Genomic DNA, 20348 nt, shown 5'->3' with positions numbered 1-20348 from the left:
CGAAGTGTTGGAACGTTATGGAAATAGATAATTGATGTGTGATGACGCCACCTCTTGACGTTGATGGCAAAAACGCGAGCCTTGAGAGGAAAATTGACTAAAAACTGTTATGCTAAGGTAAGCGTTATACGATCACTGAAGAATTTATCATGAAATATCAATACTTAGAGAATCTTGAGTGCGGTTGGAAATGGAAATACCTGGTGAAAAAACACCGGGAAGGTGAAGCCATCACACGCTTCATTGAGCAAAGTGCGGCTGATGATGCGGTAGACGCGTTGCTAAAAATGGCGAACCAACCGGTGCTGGTGCTTGCCTGGATTAAACAGTGCATGAACCCTGCGTTGGAAAATCGTCTCAAGCAAACGATACGCGCACGCCGCAAGCGCCATTTCAATGCCGAAAGCCAGCTCACGCGCAAAAAATCTATCGATCTTGAATATCTGGTTTGGCAACGGCTGGCGGCATTGGCAACCCGTCGTAATGCGACGCTGTCAGAAACCGTAGTGCAATTGATTGAAGATGCTGAGTCAAAAGAACGTTATGCGAATCAAATGTCATTGCTAAAACAGGATCTGAAAGCGATCTTGTCTCAAGACGATGGCAACATAAAAAACAGCTGATCGAAAAAGAATTCTTCAAAAAGGAAGTAAAAAAAACCTCGCAATCGCGAGGTTTTTTATCAATATAAGATTATTCAGAAACGAATAACTTAAGACTGAGAAACGACGTCTTTGATGCCTTTAACTTCGATCTCAACGCGACGATCCGGTGCCAGGCAGTCGATCAACGCTGCACGCGGTTTCGTGTTATCGCAGGTAGAGCCGGTAACCGGGTTGGATTTACCCATGCCACGCCTAGAGATCTTATTAGCCGGGATACCCTTGGATACCAGGTAAGACACGACGTTCTGAGCACGGCGTTCAGACAGCGCTTGGTTAGTTTCTACAGAACCGATGCGGTCGGTGAAGCCCAGAACAACAACAGAACCGTCTTTAGGATCCAGATTGCTCAGTTGGCTGTACAGTTGGTCCAGAGACTGACGACCTTCTGGTTTCAGAGTATCTTTACCGAAGTTGAACAGAACGTCAGAACGCAGTGTGAAACGCTTGGTTTCTACAACTGGTGCTGGTGCTGCAACCGGTGCCGGAGCATCGCCCTGACCGAAACGGTAGGAAACGCCAACGCTCATCAGCAGGTTATCAGGACGTGCACCAACGGTGCCAGCATCGCCAATGTTGTTGGTCCACTGGTAGTCAACGCGAGCAGCCCAGTCACGATCGAAAGCATATTCGATACCGACAGCAGCCAGTGGGGACACGCCAGTGTCGCTGTCGCTCAACTGAGTAGTGCCATTTTTGCCGTTTGCGTCAACACGCCATACCATACCGCCCAGACGAGTATATACCTCCAGATCTTGCATTACCGGGTAGCTTAATTTCGCAGCCAACTGAACGCCATGAGCTTTGAAAGCGGCACTGTCAGTTGCACTGTTCTGAGAGCCTGAATATTTCAAACGGCCCAGCCAGTCATAACCTAATTCAAAGCTCAGATATTGGTTTGCCTGATAGCCGACGAATGCGCCTGCGCCCAGTTTGCTCTTGATTGGGTTATTGTTAATGCCGTCGAAGCCATTACCGTAGAAACCGGTGTCGTGGAACTGAGAAACACCCAGTTTACCACCAACGTACCAGGTTTCTTCTTTGGGGGCTGCTTGTGCTACTGTAGCAAAGCCAGCCAGTGCCACTGCAATTGCGATAGCTGTTTTTTTCATTTACGCCTCATTATCATCCAAACCGGCAATCAGCATTAATGCCAATAGGCCTCTGGTTAAATCCTTGACTGAAGCCACTGCTCTTAATTTATAACTTACTGCCAGCCAACTGGCATTATGCAAAGAGCAACTCCAGCGCATTAAAGTCTACAACGTGATACGAAAGTTACAAGTACGATATGATCTGCCTTGTAGAAAAAACCGCGTTTCATACATACTTTCTAACAAATAATAGTTTATTTTGGCGAATTGCAACTTTTATCCGTAATGGTCGACGCGCATCACACCTGCTTATCCGTGGTTTTAGCCTCAAGCAAACCAGGATGACGACACGCAGATGAGAAAACTCTTAATTTACTTAATGGTACAGCGTTGAATGAATTTTTAGGCGAGAAAATAGTCCATCGCCTTCTCCATTTATACACTGTGGTCTCATGATAAATCCGTAGGTGTTTCCTTTTTGAGCAGCTTGCCTCAAACGCACACTTTCTTTTCTGTCAAATGGTGCTCAAGCCAGCATAGGACAACGCTGTAATTTCCCGTTAACAGTGCTTTTTCCATTGCATCCACGGTTTCATTGGGGTTGAGGTGATAAGGTTGAATCACTTTATCTAAGGGCAAACCCGATTGCTGTAACCAGTGGCGGCTAAGTTTTTGTTGTGGGGCCAGCCATAGTAGCCAGCGTGATTGCGCGGCTAATTGTTGCAAAAAAGGAAGTAACAGAAGCGTTGTCATTGGGTGCTCAACACTGTAGTCGATTTCGCTGCCGTATCCTGCAACCGTGTGCCGTGGCATCGGGGCGCTGTGCAGTGAGGCTGGCTGATGACGTTCTGAACGAATAGAGTGCGCACGCATGATGGGTTTCATCCTTAGTGTTACTGAATGCATATACAGTATATCGGCTATGAATGAAAATCAACCTGTTTTTTTTGGAAGCGCTTCGCATAATTGGCATGGCAGTGGGCGGAGATCACATTTTGTGTTTGAAGCCTTACCAACCTTGTGATTAATTACTTTAACACGTTAAGAACACATATACAGACAGAGGATTGATTTTCAATACTAAAGGGTGTTGTATGAATCAGTTATGCAAAAAAAGGATTTTGCAATCAAAAGTTTCTTTCTCCTCATTGGGAGAAATTACCACCCGTTCTCAATTTGGCGGTTATAGCATCGCGGCAAATAAAACGATCTTTGGCCTTATCTCCAACGGAGAGCTTTATTTACGTGCTAACAAGCGCTGTGAGCCTCATTTGCTTTCACTGAATATGCCGCACCTGGTTTATACCAAACGAGGCATGCCCGTTCCGTTGAGTTACTATCTGGTGGGGGAGGTCTTATGGGAGGAACCGACTCAGCTGCTACAATTGGCCAAAATGTCGCTTGAGGGCGCAGAGCAGGATAAATCAGAGCGTGAGCACTGCACACGGTTAAAGGATTTGCCCAATCTGAATCACGATCTTGAGCGAATGTTATGGAAGGCGGGAATCAGAAATGCTGACGAGCTGCAACAATACGGCGCAAAGGAGAGCTACTTGAAGTTAAAAGCTGTCAGTAAACATGCCAGTGTGAATATTTTACTGGCGTTGGCGGGCGCGATTTGTAGAACGCATCAGGCCGCTTTGCCAAAAGGGGTAAGAAACGAGCTGATTGAATGGTATAAACACCATTCAGCGCCGTTGCCTAAAACCTGAAACGTCAACTTGCGCGGTATCTTCAAAGGCAATGATGCCGCGCTATATGTTTTTATGCTTCGCGTCTTCTCTGCACCATTTTGACAGTGCGTAATATCACCGGATAGCTTCTTTCAACGGAGGCCGCTTCAACTGCGTCATTTCTGGCAAAACATCGGTGATCAGACCAATTTGCTGCAAGACCAGTTGCTCCTTGCTGTCTGGATCGGGGGGCAAGTTGCTGTAACTGCTGTTGACGTGTCAACAACCCTTCTCGCTGTGTTTGTACGTCAATGTCAGGATGGTGCAGTGCTGCATCAATATAGCAAATAGCGTCATCCAGCAGTTGTAGCGTCTGCGGCATCACCAGATTTTCTCGGTGGGCACCGAGCGTAGAAATATAGCTCAGCAGCGTATGGTTAAGACACATAAAGCGAAACGCATCATCGAGCGTATTTCTGATGGCATGGGGCTCAGAAGACATATTCGCGACAACAGAGGCCAGCTCCGCATCGCTGTTGTGCGCATCGCGGCGCGCGATTCAGTAACGCAAACTGTTGCTTTTACCTTGATGATATTGTTCAAGAATGGCATCCAGATAACGGCAGTTGGCATTGATGGTTTTATCGATGACCGCAGGTAAACCGCGAAAGCGCCAGTCCGGCCAGATAAAAGTGACGGCAGCCCAGGCAATGGCGCAGCCAATCAGCGTATCCAGAATGCGTGGCCCTGCCACTTCGAAACCCTCACCCAGCAAGTTAAAGCAGAGCAAAACCAATAGGGTAATAAACAGGGTGGCATGTGCATATTGTCAGTTGCGAAAGGCAAAGAACAGCACACCGCTGATAACAATCAGCGTGAGTTGTCCTTAAAGTGAGGGAACAAAATAGAGTACCGGTATCCCAATCAGGATGCCTGCCAGCGTCCCGATGATACGCAGCGCCAAACGCCGCCGCGTTGCATTGTAGTTTGGCTGACACACAAACAGGCTGGTGAGCAGAATCCAATAGCCGTGCTGCATGTGCGTCAGTTGAATAAGCGCATAACCCCCGCAGAGCAGGGCAGACATACGGATAGCGTGGCGAAACAAGGCTGAACGAGGTGTAAGATGACGACTGATGCGCAGCCGAATGTCACTCCAACCGGTCAGCCCATCATCAGCCAGACTTTTTTCCATCTGCTGCTGCGATTCCAGCCATTGCTCTGATTCAATATTCATTAACTGAGCATCAATGGCGCGCAGATTATTCAGCAGATGGCGCAGTGCTTTTCCTTGGACTGTATTTGCGCCATCTTTGGTAAAAAAAGCATGCAGTGCAGCATCTAGATAAACAAACGCCCGCTCGATACGTCCATCGTGCTGATATTTTTGCTGTAACAGAATGGATTGCGCCAATTGGCGACAGGCGCGTGCCTGCATCGTCAATAAACGTTGAAAGCGAAAAAGAATATCACTGTGGCGAAAGGTTTCTCGTAACTGAGCATATTGCACGTGTGAGGAACTGGCGCGTTCGTGAATATCTTGTGCTGCAAAATAGTAGTGCAGTGTGCGGCGGGTGCCACGCTGTCCGCGATCGCCGCGTAGCCGGGTTAACAAAGAGGCTTTGGCTTGATTGAGCGTTGCCACCACATCACTGTTAACCAGTGCCACATCGATTAATGGGTTATCGGTCGAATCATCAATATCGGGATCAAACAGTGTCGCCTTGGCATCCAGATAGTGGGAAAGCTGCTCAAAGCACCGCGCCAGACTGTCCTGCAAAGGACGAATGGGAAAGACAACATGCCCCAACAATGTAAGCAGGTTGTACCACAACGCACCCGCGAGCAGCAAAAGCGGCTGTTGATACCAATTGTCATACAGGGACACGCCCAGCATGGTATAAATGGCAATGAGCAGAGCGCCAAAAGCAATCGTGGCGTAGCGCTGACCCAATGCACCGAGCAGAATAAAACCTGCCGTTGAAAAGGCCAGACCGATGCCGAATAACCACGGGTAAGGAAAAAGCAGTTCTATGGATACCGACGCGATAAAGAAACAAAGTAGCGTAATAAACAAATTGCGTAATCTGCCGGTTAGCCGATCGTCGAGATCGGTCAGCGCAGCAGCCGCCACCCCGAGCGTTAACGGAATGGTAGTGGTTGGTTGACCCATCCACCAGGGCAGTAACGCAGTGCCGGCTAAGGCAATAAAAATACGCGCGTTGTACAACTAACCGCTATTGTATAGGTAACGCCGGAATCCTGAGATGAATGTCAACAACGTCTGCTCCTTACCGACGGTTAGCGATAGCGACGGCGCGCGTTTCTTTCACGTATCGCCTGTGCCTCTTCAATGGAAACCACGCGACGACCTACAGGCCACAGCGCGATGACCGCCAGTTTGAAGTTGGCGATCCCGACAGGAATACCGATAATCGTTAGGCATTGCGCAATGCCGCTGGCAATATGCGATATACACAGCCACCATCCGAAAAGAATAAACCAGAAGACATTGAGGACTGTCCCCCCCGCGCTCAATACGGCATTTTTACGCTCAGGCTCTACCTCATCGATGTGAACAGCCTCATTGCCGTAAGGGAACAGTGATAGCTTGGTGATTTCCCAGCATGATCGGGTCAGTGGCAATGTGAAAATCAGAACAATGCTGATTAGCGTTGCAATAAACCATGCCAGAGTAGTGAAAAATCCACCCAGCACAAAATTAAGAATGTTCAATACGGCTCGCATTGTTGCTCCATGATGTCAGGCGTAGCGAAGGTCTCGTAAATAGGGCATCTATCATTACAAAATACAGACATCTCATGGCATTGCTTCAGCACACATCGCGTATGATGTCATCAGAAAGAATATTACATCAAGCGCAGGGATATCTTAACGTGTTTTAACACTGGAGAAAGGGTCTGTGTCGCAGGTAAACTACCGAAAAGCCTTTTTTTTCATGGCGTAACGAAAATGGAACTGAAAGCAACCTCTTTAGGCAAACATCTGGCGCAACACCCCTACAATCGGGTGAGGCTGCTCAATGCGGGCGTTCAGGTGAGCGGTGAGAAACACGAGTATGTCATTCCCTTTAACCAGTTGCTGGATATTCAATGCAAGCGTGGGCTGGTATGGGGGGCGTTGGAGTTTGTGCTGCCAGAAAACCAGGTGGTGCGACTGCATGGCACCGAATGGCAGGAAACCCAGCAGTTCTACCGCTATCTGATGAAAATGTGGCGTCAGTGGAGTGACGACATGAGCGCGGAGTGTGCCGATGCGTTGCTGCGTCTGGTCACCGATATCGAGCAAATGGCGAACCTCCATGGGTGGGCTTCACGTCAGGCGTTGACTGAGTTACAGACAGATATTCGCGCAACGTTTGCTTCCTTGCCGCTGCCTGTGGCAAGGCTGACGGAGTTTGTGAACTGTTATGACAGATACACCCTCTGTCAGCAGTGGCTCGCTGAGGGGGAGTCGTGTCGAACCGCCTGTAATCAAGCCTGGATGGAAAAAACGCTTTCCTCAGAGCAGGCGTTTTTTGACAGCGTAGAAACGACTCCGCTTAATGTTTCGCAGTGTCGCGCCGTCATCAATGGTGAAGATTCCGTATTGGTGCTGGCGGGAGCGGGCAGTGGAAAAACGTCCGTACTGGTAGCGCGCGCTGCCTGGTTGCTGCACCAAAACGAAGCGATGCCGGAACAAATCCTGTTATTTGCCTTTGGCCGCAAAGCCGCGCAGGAGATGAACGAACTCATTCAGGCGTGCTTACACACGGACGCTGTACAGGCCAAAACATTCCATGCGCTGGTCCTGCATATTATTCAGCATGCTACGCATAAGGCGCCGGTTATCAGCCGATTGGAAAGCAATGGCGCGCTACGACATGAGTTGCTGATTAAAACCTGGCAGCAGCAGTGCGCGGAGAAGAAAGCGCAAGCCAAAGGATGGCGGGAGTGGCTGAGCGAGGAGATGGCGTGGGATGTGCCTGACGGCGAGTTCTGGCTGGATGCGCGTCTGGCTGCGCGCCTGAGTGGTCGTTTGGATCGCTGGCTCGGACTAATGCGTATGCAGGGCGGGAGCCAAAATGACATGCTGGCGCTGGCGGATGATGAGAAGCGCCCGAGATTGCAGCGTGGTTTACGCTTGATGGCCCCTTTGCTTAAGGCGTGGAAAGCAGCATTGAAAGAAGAAGGCGCGGTGGACTTCTCCGGCCTGATCCATCAGGCGGTAAATTTGCTGGATAAAGGACGCTTTATCAGCCCATGGAAGCATATTCTGGTCGATGAATTTCAGGATATTTCTCCCCAGCGTGCGCAATTGTTGGCCGCGCTGCGCAGGCAAAATCTGCGTACCCGCCTTTTTGCTGTTGGTGATGACTGGCAGGCGATTTACCGTTTCAGTGGCGCGGAACTGACGCTGACCACCGCGTTTGAGCATCACTTTGGGCTCGGTGAGCGTTGTGCGCTGGATACAACCTATCGCTTTAACGATCGTATTGGCGAGATTGCCAATACCTTTGTGCAGCAGAATCCGCATCAGTTAAAGAAACCTCTGAACAGCCTGCAAGCTGGCGATAAAAAAGCGGTCATTCTGCTGCCTGAAACACAGTTGGAAGCGTTGTTCGATAAGCTCAGCAGTTACGTCACGCCTGATGAGCGTATTCTTGTGCTGGCGCGTTATCACCATTTGCGGCCAGCCATGCTGGATAAAGCGAGTGTGAGATGGCCAAACCTGCTTATTGAGTTTATGACCATCCATGCCAGCAAGGGGCAACAGGCTGACTATGTGGTGATTGTGGGATTGAACGATGGCAAGGAAGGTTTCCCTGCCTTGCCGCGTGAAAGTTTGCTGGAGCAGGTCTTGTTACCCCAGCCGGAACCTTTTGCTGATGCGGAAGAACGTCGTTTACTTTATGTGGCGCTAACCCGTGCGAAACACCGGGTCTGGTTGCTCTACGATCGTGACGCGCCATCTGTCTTTGTTGAGCAATTACAGCGTATCGGTGTTCCGCTTCAGAGGAAACCTTGATAACAGCGCTGCCAGCAACCGGGTAGCGCTGATGCGCCGCGTTACTTCAGACGCTCATTCAGATAGCGTTGATAGTCAGGAATGGCGATCTCAACGGGCTGTTTAAAAAGGGCTGAGTTAACCAAAAAATCAGCGGTGGAACGGTTGGTTACGACCGGAATATTCCAGACGGTAGCCAAGCGAAGCAGTGCCTTGACGTCAGGATCGTGCGGAACCGCATTCAGTGGGTCCCAAAAGAAGATCATCAGATCGATTTTTCCTTCCGAAATCAAGGCTCCGACTTGCTGGTCTCCCCCCATCGGGCCGCTCAGCATGCTTTTAACTGGAAGCGCGGTGGTGCGTTGGATCAGGTTCCCCGTGGTGCCTGTCGCGTAAAGGTGGTGTTCAGACAGCGTGTTCTTGTGTGTACTCACCCAATCCAGCAGAGCCTGCTTACAGTGGTCGTGCGCCACTAAAGCAATGTGCTTATGTTCAGGAATAGTACGGGTGGTGAGTTCCATGTTACGTCCTTTCATCAGAATAATAAACACAGATTACGAGAACGCTATTTCCCTGAAAAGATGTAGATGAAAAAAATGCGACTAACAACCAACGCATTGATGCAACTGCGGTTAAAATAATCAAAACAGCGGTGCGATTTTATTACTTGTCCTTTTCCTTAGCCCATTTCATAAAGCGATCCTGCGTGTCTTTGTCTGCCTGCCGAAACCAGTATTTGAGGATAAGAAAGGGGTCAATGCTGTCCTGAGCATTGTCTGCGTTATTTTCAGGCCAGGTTTTCGCGCTTTGCTTGGGTGAGGTAAAGGCAGTCACGGATGCATTTTTATTGGCGGCATTATACTGTGCCAGGATGGGTTTCAACTGGTGAGTGAGCTCATTATTACTCAGTTCAAGCCTGTCAAGGCGTGCGCTGATAGGGTTATTGTGGTTATCCACGAGCTGGTAGTGGGCATCGAGGTCGAAACGCTCTCGCGCTTTTGGTGTGTCGAGTACGGGCAACTGGATGGTAATGACGTCCTGATTACGCATATTGAATGCTGCCAACAACAGCGGCGATGAATAAGTGCGTTTTTCACCGCCAGAGGCGGAAATAATTTTCACCACCCGAAACAGTAATTGGTGCTGACCGTTGTCCAGTTCCAGGCTATCTGCGTCTTTTAACAGTGAACTGGACACTTTTTGCCCATCGACGGCGAGCAGTTCAATATCCTGATGTAATTTTAGGGTGGTGGCAGCGCTGGTTATACTGCTCGTGACGAAGAAAAGCAGCACTAAAACACGGTACAATTTCATCAGCTTTCCTCCGGCATCATTTAACGCGCCATTGTTGAGTATTTGGCTAAATGTGTCAAAGTTTTCATTTTTTAACAGTTTTTATCGCTGTTGTGATTTGCCCCCTTGTGCGTTTAATGCTTTGTTTATTTGACGATTCTACGTTTAGGTATGCTAGATTGAATACCCGATTTATCGGCAATGTAAGACAAAAATAAGGTGGCGCAGTGGTGTACACTGTAAAAGAGTTCATGCAATACGAGGTAACAGCAATGAAGGATGCAGAGATTAAATCGGTGTTGGAGAGGGTAAAAACGATTGCTTTGGTCGGTGCCAGTGAAAAAGTCTCTCGTCCCAGCTATGGTGTGATGGCTTATTTATTGGAGCAAGGGTATGACGTAATCCCCGTCAGCCCTAAATTGGCAGGGCAAGAGCTTCATGGCCAACGGGTTTATGCGTCACTTGCCGATATTCCTGCCAAGGTGAACATGGTTGATGTCTTTCGCCAGTCAGAGGCTGCTTACGAGGTGGCTAAAGAAGCCATCGCTATTGGTGCAAAAGTGCTGTGGTTACAAATTGGCGTTATAAACGAGCAGGCGGCGGTGTTGGCAAAAAATGCCGGACTTGAGGTGATGATGGATCGCTGTCCCAAAATCGAGATTCCACGCTTGGGTCTTGCCAAGTAAAAGGTCTGCACTTAATGCCTGTCACCTCGGCCGGTATTAATGCTGTAAGCGAGGCGCTCGCTGCTTGATCTCTTTAGCAAGCTCATCCAGAGAAGAGTGTCTGTCATTATCGGGGGCTTCTTGCATCAACTGTGCTTCCGCAAGATAGGTATGAATGTCTTGTCCTTGTTCATCTTCCATCACAACATGATACCAAGGTGCAGAGCGCAGCGTATCGTGGGCATACAGTTCCTCCCACACCGGGCTTACCAGCGAGTATTCAGGATCGATATCAATCACGACACCAGGGTATCCCAGTAGTTTATGACGAATCTGTTCTCCAATACCAAATTTACAGATAATCATAATGCCTTCTGAGATAATCTGACTCTGTAACCTTACTTCTAATATGGGCGCGAACGCCCAAATTTCAAGTTGTATGTGGAACGTCGATGTAGCGTATTTGCTACCGGAACGAAGTTATTTTACTGTTAATAGTATGATGCATATTGTATTGCCGTGCAGGAAATAAAGGTGTCTGCCTATTGATGATTGAGGAGGCGTTTAGATGTCTGAACACTGTGTGACAGCCTATGTATACGGTGTGGTGCAGGGTGTTGGTTTTCGTTATCACACACAACAGCAGGCTCGACAGCTGGGCGTAAAAGGGTATGCCAGAAATTGTGAGGATGGCAGTGTGGAAGTAGTAGCCAGTGGTGAGTCGCAGCAGGTTGAACAACTTATCATTTGGCTAAAAGCGGGTGGGCCGCGCAGTGCTCGTGTTGAGCGAGTTCTTGTCGAGCCCTGCGCGATGATGGATTACACGGGTTTTTCAATCCGCTATTAGCCGAATATCAGATACATTTTACCGGCTTAGGTAGCCCTGCAATTTTGGTTGCCTGTTTGGCTGGGCTTTTCGGGAAGAGCCGATACAGGTAGCGGCTATTACCTTTTTCTTCGCCGTACTTTTGTGCCATCGCTTTTACCAGCATGCGAATCGCCGGGGAGGTGTTGAACTCCAGATAGAAGTGGCGAACAAAGCGCACCACTTCCCAATGCGCATCTGTTAACGCGATATCTTCCTGCTTTGCCAGTAGTGGCGCGAGAGACTCACTCCAATCAGCGCTGTTAAGCAAGTATCCCTGTACATCCGTTTCTATAAAACGCCCTTCAAACTCCAACATAGTGCCTCGTAACCCCTGTTTTAAGCGAAGTGTAGCAAAGAAAGTCAGTCGGAAGAATGGGGGATAAGGGGGAATAAAAAGGCCTGATCGGCAGAGACGCCAAACTCAGGCCCGTTACATCAGTGGAATGATAAAGGCACAAGCCTCAATCTGCTTAGTCGTTGCGCATGATGCCTAAAATGCTCAACAAGCTCACGAACAGGTTATAGATGGAAACGTACAGGCTAACCGTGGCGCGAATATAATTCGTTTCACCACCGTGAATGATGTTGCTGGTTTCCCAGAGAATGGCACCGGCAGAGAACAGAATGAACAAGCCGCTCAACGCAAGATGCAACGCTGGAAGTTGCAGGAACAGATTGGCAATCACCCCGACGATCAGAACAACAAATCCTGCCATCATCATCCCGGACAGGAATGACATATCCTTGCGCGTTGTTAGAACATAGGCAGAGCAGCAGAAAAAGACCAGGGCCGTGCCGCCCAATGCAAGCATAATAATGTCAGAGGCGCCGGAGGCAATTAGTGAGCTCAGAATTGGGCCCAACGTATACCCCATAAAACCAGTGAGCGCAAATGCTGCCAGAATACCTGCTGGACTGTTAGCGAGTTTGTGGGTCAAAAACATCAGCCCGTAAAACCCTATCAGCATCAACAACAAGCCAGGGGCGGGGAGGTTTAGCACGGTACTGACGGTTGCGGTAAGCGCGGAAAAGCCCAGAGTAAGTGATAAAAGGAAATACGTGTTACGCAGCACCTTGTGAGTGCTGAGCAGTGAGCTTTCCTGTCTGGAAGAGACAACAATACGATTCATGGCAGCGACTCTCTCTCTGTTAAGTGATTATTATGACTCAGGATATCAGCATAGATAGTTGCATAGGGTTATTAAAGACGTTTTACCCTTCTTTACGCTGTGAAGTGCTAATTTTATAAGCATTATGATGATATTACGTCCAGTTAACGCTAAATAGGTTATTTTTAGCACAGTTGAGCGTTATCGGGCTTTACAACCTTTCGGGCTGTGTTTATAGTTCGCTTCGTTGTGGAGGGGTGGCCGAGTGGTTTAAGGCAGCGGTCTTGAAAACCGCCGAGTGTAACAGCTCCGTGAGTTCGAATCTCACCTCCTCCGCCACTCATTCAATAGAATCAATTAGTTACAAATGGTTTTTGATTCTGTACAGCATAAAAGTCCCGTATAAAAGGACTTTTTTTGTTTCTAGCCTACCTGTTTTTTCATCTAATTTCCCCTGATTATCCGCTCATCTCCTCTTGTCCATATCGTCAAAAATTCCTCTTTAGCTGTTGCCAAGCGTTGAAATCGATAGAAAATGTCTTGAGAGATTTCTGCTAACAATTAAGAAGGGACGCGAGTGAAAGCCAGCGAAGTCATGAAAGCGGTAAAACAGTGGTTCAAGCTGAGTAACTATGATGTTTTACAGGAGATAACAGTTAGTGACCTGAAGAGGGAGTTAGTTACTCGATTAGAGCTAGCTGAATATGACTTTAATTTAGAACTGGATGATAGCGACAGGGTGTATCGTCAAATTCATCATTGGTAATGAGGCTAAGATTTTAGCCGGACAGCCTTTGCTGGTTAGCCCTAGCGATAAACCTGCTGCTGTGTATGGTAAAGATTACCCATTACGACAAGCTGTCGAAAATCCACTTTCAGATGCCAAAAGACATATCAGGCATATAACTGTTATGGATGTAGCGAGATATGCACATCGATTAAAAGATCTCAATATACTTAGAAGCTTGGGACGTAATGATAGTGGGCCGCTTACGCCTACATCAAGCAGTGTAGGCATGTGGCGTCTGACAGATGTTGATACGCTGAATCTTTATAAACCGCTTTATCTTGAACTCAACATCCGCGTTCTTACGGATGACGAAGTTATCGAACATATGAAGCTTATGCTTCCTGAATGGCGCAGGACTCATGATCTCTAGAAGCCGCGAACAGCTTCATTTAGGTTTGGACTGAGCACGATCAAAAAAGTGATCAACTGGAGGATTATCCCAATGCTGGATCTGCTGCTTTGGGCGAAGAGAAACAACGAAAAAATCTCCTACGAACAGCTTTCCAGACTTCTCTACCCTAATGACGCTGAAGTCATCAGGGGCGGTGCTCAAATCAAGGATACCGATAAACCGTTCGCTGAAAAAGTGCTCACGGGCGAATTCGATCGGCTGTTTAACCTCTACCTGAGCAAGAATGACCACATGATGGATACCAAGGTCGCTGACGCCATGAAGATGAACGAAAAAGAAGAGGAAGACGAGAAGAAAGGGAAGTAACCCCCCTTCCTACGTGCTGGGGACTATTGCCAAGGCTGGTCCCCATTCTTCAAAACCAGCGAAATCCGCAAACTCCCATTTTCCCCGAAAACCGCTTCCTGCCACTTGCTCAAAAAATCTTGTCTGTCAATCCCTGCATCTTGTGATCTCAATTTTTCCTACTATAGCTCCTGTCGAAACAACAGAGGAAAAGACAAATGAGAAATGAAATCGTAGGAAAAAGATTAATCCGTGTTCCTGAAGTTCTGAGAAGAGTCGGTTTTAGTAGAACCAAGATGTATGACCTTATCAAAGAAGGCCGTTTCCCAGATAAGGTGAAAATAGGGTTAAGGTCTGTGGCATTTGTAGAAAATGAGATTGACGCATGGATTGATAACGCTATTGCTCAATCACGTAATGTATCTAAATAATATAAATAAAATAAAATGAAATAAAAAATATGATGTTGCCAACAATGCAAATGAATGTCAGCAATGACGCCACAAAGTTTTTTATATTGAAAAGCGCAGAGGATTATTATCTTTACCTACAACGTATGCAGGAATACATGGGAAAAAGATTCTATCATAATATTGAAGGCGATGATTATATGGAAGGTGTTTTAAAATCTATAATAGAAAATGGCAATAAAGATTATAACAAATTCTTGAAAAAATATAAGTATAAAACATTGATTAATCACATTTATTTTGATGAAGCGCTGGTTAATTTAAGGCAGATTCATCAGGCAATGAGCTATCTTGCATGTCTAATCAGTATCTTTTATCTATTCAGCCCCGAAAGGGGCTAATAATAAATATGAAAAAGGAATGTGTAAATGGAAAATGATATATCAGTAATAGTAAGTATGTTATGTAAAAGAACGCCTAAAACATTGAGAACAATCCAAGAGAACTTTAATGTTTTTGTTGCTCTGAGTGGCTATTCTATCGAGGAAATCATGGGGGATAAACACTTGTTAGATGCGTTGAATAGGCAGTGAATGAAGCGCTACTTGATGAGGTGGATTTAGAATATGGATCTGTAATCATAAACCTAGTTTATAAGAAGTAGTTTTTCTGTTTCCCCCATTCTGGGGGCTAAAATAAAATGAATTTCAAATAATCATATAAAAGTGAGGGTTAATTATGTCTAAAAATAATGAAGTTAATAATAAATCTACAGTGTTGTTCTTCGATCTCGCTAAAAGATCGTTTGAAGCAAGCTGGAAAATCTTTCAGGAAGTCAATGGTGATGGAGACACTAATGACTATCTGGATGATCCAGATTTTATGAGTCCATTCATTATGAATGTGATGAATCATATACAGAACAACTTTGAGAAGTTCACCGCTCAAGAAGGGAATAGTGGTGATATTAGAGAGGTTAACTTTGAACAAGTTGCAGAAAAGTTGGTGTGGTATTCGGATAGCTTTAGGAAGTAAGTTTTAACGTTGCCCCGCGAGGGGCTAACAACAATCAACCTAACAGAAGAATTAAAAATGAAAGAGATGGTATTAAATGAAAAGAGTGAAACAGCAATATATCTTATTTCAACAATATTACAGGGCTATTGTAAAACGATTTATAGCATATATGAAAAGGAACCTGAAACTGCAATGAATGTTTTAAATGGGGAAATACTGTCAGAGATACTTTATGATGTTTTGATTGCGTATGAGGTTGAAGAGTGTGAAAAGGATGGAATATATAAGGACTTATCAGACATCAACGTTGATGAGATAAAAGAAATGATTTTATATTGGCATAAAGAACATATCATTAAGCTGGTTTTAAAAAACATAAAGCAGGATGACACTGATGGTCCTATTTATTGGAAGTTAAAAATGACAGTGAATCGTCATTAAATAGTGAATATATTCCCTCGTTAAGAGGGAAATAAAATAGATAAAACTGAGGGGTTAAAAATGATTGATGAATTCCATGTTATGTTTATGTATAGAAAAATCCAAGCTGAAGCCGCTACTACTGACATCAAAACACTGAACCAACTGTTGAAGAAGTTCCGCAAGGTAGCAGCGGAGCGGCGTGAAGAATACTATCAGGAGATTGGGGAGAAGAAGGCGCGTAAGCTGAAGATGAGAAAAATTCTCAAGCAGATGGAGCGTGATCGGGTATCACCATAGGATCTACTTGACTGGCGGTAACTCAGATTTGATCTGTATTTTTGTGGATGGGGCTATACTATCATCTGATAGGCAGTTTTGAGTCATAAGAGAACATTACAAACTATATAATGCGTTAAAAACTGAGAAACAGATCACTCCGCTTCCTGCTATACCACCAGCAGGGCTAATTAATTGCTATTGATTGTTTTATATCTTAACTATAAAATATAAAATTCGGTTGTAGTTTCGTTAGATACAGTATTTATTACATCTGTATATCCGTTCGCTCGCTGCACAGTTATCAAGGGGCGTTAGTGAAAAATTTTCTACAAGTCTCAAGAGATGAGTTCTTAAACGATTTATACACCGTTGTCCGTCCGGCAGAACCAATTGATACTAATGAGTTTCTGTTCGGTCGAGGCGATCAGGTGGATACACTCGAAACAGCACTACATGCGCCGGGTCGGCATGCTTTTATTTATGGTGATCGCGGAGTTGGAAAGTCCTCTTTAGTGCATACCGTTGCTTTCAATATGCAAGAAGATAATGATCCTATTTTTGTGAGCTGTGTTCCAGAGTCTACGCTTGCAGGGATCATTGCTGATGCTTTTCGGGATGCGGTCGAACAGATTGATGCTAGTCGTTCGGAGTGGTCTGCGAGCGCATCTATAGGTATTAGTGCCACTTGAGTTAAGATAGAAAACAAAACGCATAAACAACAGCAAGAAAAAGTGGAGATCAATGATGTTTCTTCTGCTGTGTATGCACTGGGCTTATTAACAAAAATTTATTCAAAAGCCCCTTATATTGTCATTGATGAGTTTGATCGGATAATCTCACTTGAAGAAAAAGAGAAATTTGGCACGCTATTAAAACAGCTTGGTGATAAGAAAAGCCCTGTAAAACTCATATTTACAGGTATAGGTGATTCATTAAATGAATTGCTGGGCGGCCATGCTTCAAGCTCACGCCAAATCCAAGAGTTAAATCTTGAGCCACTGTCGTGGAGTGAACACTACGCTATTATTGATAGGGCATTTAGGGAGTTTGATCTATCAGTGCCCGACGATATTCGTTTTAGAATTGCTGGTCTTAGTGATGGTTATCCGCACTACGTTCATCTTATCTGTGAAAATATGTTAATTAAAGCTCATCAGAGTAACACAGATGAAATAAATTTTCATTTGTTTTTAGAAGGTTTAAAAGATGCTGTTAGTTCCGTCGCTGAGTTTTTGAAGAAAGATTATAACTTAGCTACAGCAGGTAGAAGCCCGGATGTGGCGTATCTTCTTTAGGCTGTGGCTGATTCGGCAGATATGCAGCGTAAAAAAGTGATATTTTTATTTCTTACTCTGACGTGATTAATCAACTTGTCTGGAAAAAATTAATAACTAATGTTCCACCTGATGAGAAAAAATTTGGAAGGATATTGTCTCTGTTAAGCAAGGCTGATTATGGAGAGATTGTTATTTCAGTTTTCGGAAATAAAAGGCGTGGCTTTTATAAGTTTAAAGAAAGCATGGTTAGAGGGTATGTAAAAATGCACGCTGAAATGAGAACCATTAAATTAGATTTTGAAAAAAATTTCACAAGCAACGAACCAACTGTCAAGGCGAAACTAAGTACACGTGGACGTAAAACATTTTCGCAAATTGAAAAAGAGATTGAACAGGAAGAAGAGAAGCGAACGCTTCAAAGTGAACGTGATAATAAGCTGTTGAAATCTCTTAGCAGTGAATATGCAAAGCGTTCAAAGTATTAATCATCTTAGTTGATTGAGAATTTACAAGTCTATCAATATTATTTTCTTATGGTGCGAGCGTAACGTCCGCATTTCGCCACTGTCAGGTTCAATCATGATAAAACTCAGAGCTCTGTCAGATAATACTACACCGTATTGTTGGTGCTGCCAATATTGTTGTTATCATTAGTATTTAAACAGCCATTTTCCTTTGTTTATCTGTATACTTTTTGGGGTTTATCGATCTGTATACTGTTTTTAGCATTAAGAACAGCGTTATTCTTTTTCTTCTTACTAAAAACAAAAGCATCAGTATAGATCTCTTTAGTTTCAGTTTCTAAAGCTAAGCTTCATCTTTCTTTTTTTAAGTAATCAGCATAGTTCTTTGGATATTATTCAATCTCAGCATTAAGGCTTCTGGCATTACCTAAATGCTCTTTACGTGTCTCATCAAGTTGATGACTCATACCCTTGGCGAAAATATTCGAGTTAATATACAGGTGTCCATGATGTTCAACGAGAATGCCTTTCTGTTTTAGCTTTTTGAATATGTTGGACATGTTTCCAGATGCGATATTCAACGCTTTACAGAGTGATGACTGTGAAAGGTTGATAAGGTTTCCGAACTCCATGTATTCTAAGATGTAAGTTAATACACGGAATTCATTCTTCGATATATCTAAATCAGAAAAAACACGAAAGTTGGAAGTAAAAGCAAAAACATAGGGCTGTGCAAATGAGATCGCTCTATCTTCTTCTGTTGCAATAACGGTAGTTGATTTTATATCTTTGTTTTGCAGCAAGTGTCTTGCGATATCAATCTTTTGTTCGGTGGTTAATGTTTCAAATAAGCGAAGTAGTTTAGTGTCATTAGTATTCATATTATTCTCTCTTATAGTTTTTATTTTGTTGTTTTTAATACTATGCAGAAAAATAAAAGTCAATAGTTAAACTATAAATAAAATAGGGCTTTTATTATTATGATATTGCTATATGTTAAAAAAACTATGTTCAAACATAGATCTTGCTATGTTCGAACATAGGACGGATCTATGTGCGCATATAGGTATCTGCTATGTTTGAACATAGCAAAAAAAGGTATGAAGCCTTTATTTTATTGGGTTGGGATAGTGCTTATAATTAAATAATTAGTAAGAAGTTAAGAGAGTCCAGTTTACCTTTATTTTTATGTGCGGAGAGTTTTACGTGGGAACATGTGGTTTTCTTGATGCTTATTTTCAGCGAAGTGATTGTTTCGTACAATCACGAAGCGCTGCTTTCTGTTATTAAATTCATAACGATAGTATGGTCGTAAAGAATGAAATTTACTTTTAACTTTATTAGTGGCTGTCGCCGCGATCTTTTATGGATAAATCCATCACTAACAGGGGCAAGTCCTGTTTCAGCAATGTGATTGTTTTGGACAATCACTAAGTGCTGCTTCTTTGAATATAGTTTTCCTATAAGTTTAAGAGCAAATGCTATATGTTATCGCGGTAATGCTATGTTCAAACATAGGATCAATTTTGTTATTTTATGATGGAATGATCTGGAAAAGATCTTTCCTCTTTTTACTATCAATATTAAAAATTAACCTCATCAATATGAAAATACATATCTTAGAGTTAGGGCTTAGCCGTGCGCCAGCACATGAGCGTTAGCTCATAAGATAAATATCTTTTCAAAAGAAAATTAAATTATCACGGAAAACGTTATTATCCAAAAATTAAATTTGATTTTCCTAAAATAAATATGGTATTAAAAAATAAAAAGGAAAATCAAAAAATGAATAATATTAAAATCATTACGCTCTTTCATGCAAATGAAAACATACCATCTATGACCTATATAGTTAAAGACGTTGAAGAAAAAAAACACGGGATAAAACTTACTCTCGAAAATGACAATAACATCTATATTAAAGATTACGATTTTTTTTCCTATCAGAATCAGCAAATGCTTGTGATAAGGAACGTATGGTAAATATATATAGGAGATTAATTTCTGAACTTAGTCAAGTAAGCGAAGAAACAGTAAAATCTCTGATGTCAGAGACCAAAGCCTATAACAGTTAGCATCCCAACACGCCCGTAAGTGTTCTGGATGATGATTATTACTGCGGCAGGGTAAAAGCCAATGCTCCAGATGAGTCCAAACTGATGAACGCGCTTGGCCTACAGGATCTACGTGAAGCCATAGCTGAAGATAACTTCTTATCCGATCTGGAAGCCTCTGGCGGTATCATGCTTCACACCGACATGGGCTATCCAGTAGCTGAATACAAAGGTACAGACATCAGAATAGCTATAGAACCGATAAACCTTGCCCATATGCGAGTTCTGACCAATGGCTATGTGGTAATGTTCAGGAACTGTGAGTTTGGGCATGAGATTGAGGGCGATCTCTATGAGGCGTTATCTCAAGCGGTTGATAGGATGAAGATCGCTGTTGTATTGTACTGAATAAGATTGAAATGCGTGCTTACGTTTTCGATACATTCTTATTTTATCTTTTAAGTTATACACTTATTTTATCTTGTTTTTTATAGGTAAAAATGAATTGATAATGGATTTTAATTCTACAGATATTTTCGATAGTATCAGGATAAGAAGTAAAATAG

Annotated in this window: 24 protein-coding genes, 1 tRNA gene and 4 pseudogenes; 19 read left to right on the top strand and 10 right to left on the bottom strand. The window is 44.1% G+C overall.

Going from position 1 to position 20348, the window contains the following annotated elements:
• Nucleotides 1-149: 149 nt before the first annotated feature.
• A complete protein-coding gene (gene matP / locus CS369_RS21375) occupies nt 150-623 on the top strand; it encodes a macrodomain Ter protein MatP (RefSeq protein WP_196908622.1) in 474 nt (157 codons plus the stop codon).
• 89 nt (nt 624-712) lie between these two features.
• Here the strand turns inward: matP and ompA are convergent, their stop codons facing one another.
• Entirely contained in the window at nt 713-1774 is a 1062-nt protein-coding gene (gene ompA / locus CS369_RS21370; protein WP_196908621.1) for a porin OmpA, read from the bottom strand.
• Nucleotides 1775-2132: 358 nt separating this feature from the next.
• Nucleotides 2133-2629 (bottom strand): annotated as a pseudogene (gene sulA, locus CS369_RS21365) (SOS-induced cell division inhibitor SulA).
• Nucleotides 2630-2850: 221 nt separating this feature from the next.
• Here sulA and CS369_RS21360 point away from each other — a divergent pair.
• Nucleotides 2851-3468 carry a TfoX/Sxy family DNA transformation protein gene (locus CS369_RS21360; protein WP_196908620.1) on the top strand — a complete coding sequence of 206 codons (618 nt, stop codon included), beginning with the start codon at nt 2851-2853 and terminating at the stop codon, nt 3466-3468.
• A 291-nt stretch (nt 3469-3759) separates the two neighbouring features.
• Here CS369_RS21360 and yccS read toward each other — a convergent pair.
• A pseudogene (yccS, locus tag CS369_RS21355) lies at nt 3760-5659 on the bottom strand (YccS family putative transporter); the annotation flags it as partial.
• Between the two features lie 71 nt (nt 5660-5730).
• A complete protein-coding gene (locus tag CS369_RS21350) occupies nt 5731-6177 on the bottom strand; it encodes a YccF domain-containing protein (RefSeq protein ID WP_196908619.1) in 447 nt (148 codons plus the stop codon).
• Nucleotides 6178-6402: 225 nt separating this feature from the next.
• On the opposite strand from CS369_RS21350, the gene helD reads away from it, so the two are divergent.
• Entirely contained in the window at nt 6403-8457 is a 2055-nt protein-coding gene (helD, locus tag CS369_RS21345) for a DNA helicase IV (RefSeq protein ID WP_196908618.1), read from the top strand.
• Nucleotides 8458-8498: 41 nt separating this feature from the next.
• On the opposite strand, the gene CS369_RS21340 is transcribed toward helD, so the two are convergent.
• Both CS369_RS21340 and CS369_RS21335 read right to left on the bottom strand, forming a co-directional pair.
• Nucleotides 8499-8957: a methylglyoxal synthase gene (locus CS369_RS21340; RefSeq protein WP_196908617.1), complete on the bottom strand. Its 459-nt coding sequence runs from the start codon at nt 8955-8957 to the stop codon at nt 8499-8501.
• 142 nt (nt 8958-9099) lie between these two features.
• Entirely contained in the window at nt 9100-9750 is a 651-nt protein-coding gene (locus CS369_RS21335; RefSeq protein WP_196908616.1) for a DUF2057 family protein, read from the bottom strand.
• 251 nt (nt 9751-10001) lie between these two features.
• Here CS369_RS21335 and CS369_RS21330 point away from each other — a divergent pair, with 251 nt between their 5' ends.
• A complete protein-coding gene (locus CS369_RS21330) occupies nt 10002-10415 on the top strand; it encodes a CoA-binding protein (RefSeq protein WP_196908630.1) in 414 nt (137 codons plus the stop codon).
• Between the two features lie 36 nt (nt 10416-10451).
• On the opposite strand, the gene hspQ is transcribed toward CS369_RS21330, so the two are convergent.
• Complete coding sequence (gene hspQ / locus CS369_RS21325) at nt 10452-10760, bottom strand: heat shock protein HspQ (protein ID WP_196908615.1); 309 nt, start codon at nt 10758-10760, stop codon at nt 10452-10454.
• Nucleotides 10761-10962: 202 nt separating this feature from the next.
• On the opposite strand from hspQ, the gene yccX reads away from it, so the two are divergent.
• Nucleotides 10963-11241, top strand: a complete 279-nt coding sequence (gene yccX, locus CS369_RS21320; RefSeq protein WP_196908614.1) for an acylphosphatase — start codon at nt 10963-10965, stop codon at nt 11239-11241.
• Between the two features lie 7 nt (nt 11242-11248).
• Here the strand turns inward: yccX and tusE are convergent, their stop codons facing one another.
• Complete coding sequence (tusE, locus tag CS369_RS21315; protein ID WP_196908613.1) at nt 11249-11578, bottom strand: sulfurtransferase TusE; 330 nt, start codon at nt 11576-11578, stop codon at nt 11249-11251.
• A gap of 154 nt (nt 11579-11732) precedes the next feature.
• On the bottom strand, nt 11733-12392 hold the full coding sequence (yccA, locus tag CS369_RS21310) for an FtsH protease modulator YccA (protein WP_196908612.1): 660 nt from the start codon (nt 12390-12392) through the stop codon (nt 11733-11735).
• Between the two features lie 230 nt (nt 12393-12622).
• Here yccA and CS369_RS21305 point away from each other — a divergent pair.
• The 13 genes and pseudogenes from CS369_RS21305 (at nt 12623) to CS369_RS21250 (ending at nt 17749) form a co-directional block, all read left to right on the top strand.
• Nucleotides 12623-12710: transfer RNA gene (locus tag CS369_RS21305), tRNA-Ser, on the top strand.
• Nucleotides 12711-12948: 238 nt separating this feature from the next.
• Nucleotides 12949-13137 (top strand): DUF6387 family protein, encoded by a 189-nt coding sequence (locus CS369_RS21300; protein ID WP_196908611.1) that lies wholly within the window; start codon nt 12949-12951, stop codon nt 13135-13137.
• 28 nt (nt 13138-13165) lie between these two features.
• On the top strand, nt 13166-13531 hold the full coding sequence (locus CS369_RS21295) for a hypothetical protein (protein WP_196908610.1): 366 nt from the start codon (nt 13166-13168) through the stop codon (nt 13529-13531).
• A gap of 48 nt (nt 13532-13579) precedes the next feature.
• Nucleotides 13580-13879: a DUF6387 family protein gene (locus CS369_RS21290; protein WP_307833740.1), complete on the top strand. Its 300-nt coding sequence runs from the start codon at nt 13580-13582 to the stop codon at nt 13877-13879.
• 197 nt (nt 13880-14076) lie between these two features.
• Nucleotides 14077-14289 carry an AlpA family transcriptional regulator gene (locus tag CS369_RS21285; protein WP_196908608.1) on the top strand — a complete coding sequence of 71 codons (213 nt, stop codon included), beginning with the start codon at nt 14077-14079 and terminating at the stop codon, nt 14287-14289.
• A 29-nt stretch (nt 14290-14318) separates the two neighbouring features.
• Complete coding sequence (locus CS369_RS21280; RefSeq protein ID WP_196908607.1) at nt 14319-14669, top strand: hypothetical protein; 351 nt, start codon at nt 14319-14321, stop codon at nt 14667-14669.
• Nucleotides 14670-14696: 27 nt separating this feature from the next.
• Nucleotides 14697-14932 (top strand): annotated as a pseudogene (locus CS369_RS24240) (hypothetical protein).
• Nucleotides 14933-15006: 74 nt separating this feature from the next.
• The gene (locus CS369_RS21275; RefSeq protein ID WP_196908606.1) at nt 15007-15303 is read left to right on the top strand and encodes a hypothetical protein; all 297 of its coding nucleotides are present in this window, start codon (nt 15007-15009) and stop codon (nt 15301-15303) included.
• A gap of 57 nt (nt 15304-15360) precedes the next feature.
• Nucleotides 15361-15726 (top strand): hypothetical protein, encoded by a 366-nt coding sequence (locus CS369_RS21270; RefSeq protein ID WP_196908605.1) that lies wholly within the window; start codon nt 15361-15363, stop codon nt 15724-15726.
• Nucleotides 15727-15786: 60 nt separating this feature from the next.
• Nucleotides 15787-16005, top strand: coding sequence for a DNA-binding protein (locus CS369_RS21265; protein WP_196908604.1), 219 nt, complete (start codon nt 15787-15789; stop codon nt 16003-16005).
• A gap of 296 nt (nt 16006-16301) precedes the next feature.
• Nucleotides 16302-16676, top strand: a complete 375-nt coding sequence (locus tag CS369_RS21260) for an ATP-binding protein (protein WP_196908603.1) — start codon at nt 16302-16304, stop codon at nt 16674-16676.
• Between the two features lie 42 nt (nt 16677-16718).
• Nucleotides 16719-17282: a hypothetical protein gene (locus CS369_RS21255; RefSeq protein WP_196908602.1), complete on the top strand. Its 564-nt coding sequence runs from the start codon at nt 16719-16721 to the stop codon at nt 17280-17282.
• A 62-nt stretch (nt 17283-17344) separates the two neighbouring features.
• Nucleotides 17345-17749, top strand: a complete 405-nt coding sequence (locus CS369_RS21250; RefSeq protein ID WP_196908601.1) for a hypothetical protein — start codon at nt 17345-17347, stop codon at nt 17747-17749.
• Nucleotides 17750-17943: 194 nt separating this feature from the next.
• Here CS369_RS21250 and CS369_RS21245 read toward each other — a convergent pair.
• Nucleotides 17944-18609: pseudogene (locus tag CS369_RS21245) on the bottom strand (DNA-binding protein).
• A 1278-nt stretch (nt 18610-19887) separates the two neighbouring features.
• Between CS369_RS21245 and CS369_RS21240 the strand changes: the two are divergent.
• Complete coding sequence (locus tag CS369_RS21240) at nt 19888-20190, top strand: hypothetical protein (protein WP_196908599.1); 303 nt, start codon at nt 19888-19890, stop codon at nt 20188-20190.
• Nucleotides 20191-20348: the final 158 nt, after the last annotated feature.

It is taken from the genome of Candidatus Symbiopectobacterium sp. 'North America' (assembly GCF_015762685.1).
Taxonomy (GTDB): Bacteria; Pseudomonadota; Gammaproteobacteria; order Enterobacterales; family Enterobacteriaceae; genus Symbiopectobacterium.
The sequence above is the reverse complement of the archived record's forward strand: the minus strand, read 5'-3'. Positions and strand labels throughout refer to the sequence as shown.

Coding starts and splice junctions, on each gene's coding strand:
- ompA (WP_196908621.1), bottom strand. CDS start 1,774: ATGAAAAAAACAGCTATCGCAATTGCAGTGGCACTGGCTGGCTTTGCT.
- matP (WP_196908622.1), top strand. CDS start 150: ATGAAATATCAATACTTAGAGAATCTTGAGTGCGGTTGGAAATGGAAA.
- CS369_RS21280 (WP_196908607.1), top strand. CDS start 14,319: ATGATGTTGCCAACAATGCAAATGAATGTCAGCAATGACGCCACAAAG.
- CS369_RS21340 (WP_196908617.1), bottom strand. CDS start 8,957: ATGGAACTCACCACCCGTACTATTCCTGAACATAAGCACATTGCTTTA.
- CS369_RS21265 (WP_196908604.1), top strand. CDS start 15,787: ATGATTGATGAATTCCATGTTATGTTTATGTATAGAAAAATCCAAGCT.
- CS369_RS21240 (WP_196908599.1), top strand. CDS start 19,888: ATGAACGCGCTTGGCCTACAGGATCTACGTGAAGCCATAGCTGAAGAT.
- yccA (WP_196908612.1), bottom strand. CDS start 12,392: ATGAATCGTATTGTTGTCTCTTCCAGACAGGAAAGCTCACTGCTCAGC.
- CS369_RS21330 (WP_196908630.1), top strand. CDS start 10,002: ATGAAGGATGCAGAGATTAAATCGGTGTTGGAGAGGGTAAAAACGATT.
- tusE (WP_196908613.1), bottom strand. CDS start 11,578: ATGTTGGAGTTTGAAGGGCGTTTTATAGAAACGGATGTACAGGGATAC.
- yccX (WP_196908614.1), top strand. CDS start 10,963: ATGTCTGAACACTGTGTGACAGCCTATGTATACGGTGTGGTGCAGGGT.
- CS369_RS21270 (WP_196908605.1), top strand. CDS start 15,361: ATGAAAGAGATGGTATTAAATGAAAAGAGTGAAACAGCAATATATCTT.
- CS369_RS21275 (WP_196908606.1), top strand. CDS start 15,007: ATGTCTAAAAATAATGAAGTTAATAATAAATCTACAGTGTTGTTCTTC.
- CS369_RS21285 (WP_196908608.1), top strand. CDS start 14,077: ATGAGAAATGAAATCGTAGGAAAAAGATTAATCCGTGTTCCTGAAGTT.
- CS369_RS21360 (WP_196908620.1), top strand. CDS start 2,851: ATGAATCAGTTATGCAAAAAAAGGATTTTGCAATCAAAAGTTTCTTTC.
- CS369_RS21335 (WP_196908616.1), bottom strand. CDS start 9,750: ATGAAATTGTACCGTGTTTTAGTGCTGCTTTTCTTCGTCACGAGCAGT.
- CS369_RS21350 (WP_196908619.1), bottom strand. CDS start 6,177: ATGCGAGCCGTATTGAACATTCTTAATTTTGTGCTGGGTGGATTTTTC.
- hspQ (WP_196908615.1), bottom strand. CDS start 10,760: ATGATTATCTGTAAATTTGGTATTGGAGAACAGATTCGTCATAAACTA.
- helD (WP_196908618.1), top strand. CDS start 6,403: ATGGAACTGAAAGCAACCTCTTTAGGCAAACATCTGGCGCAACACCCC.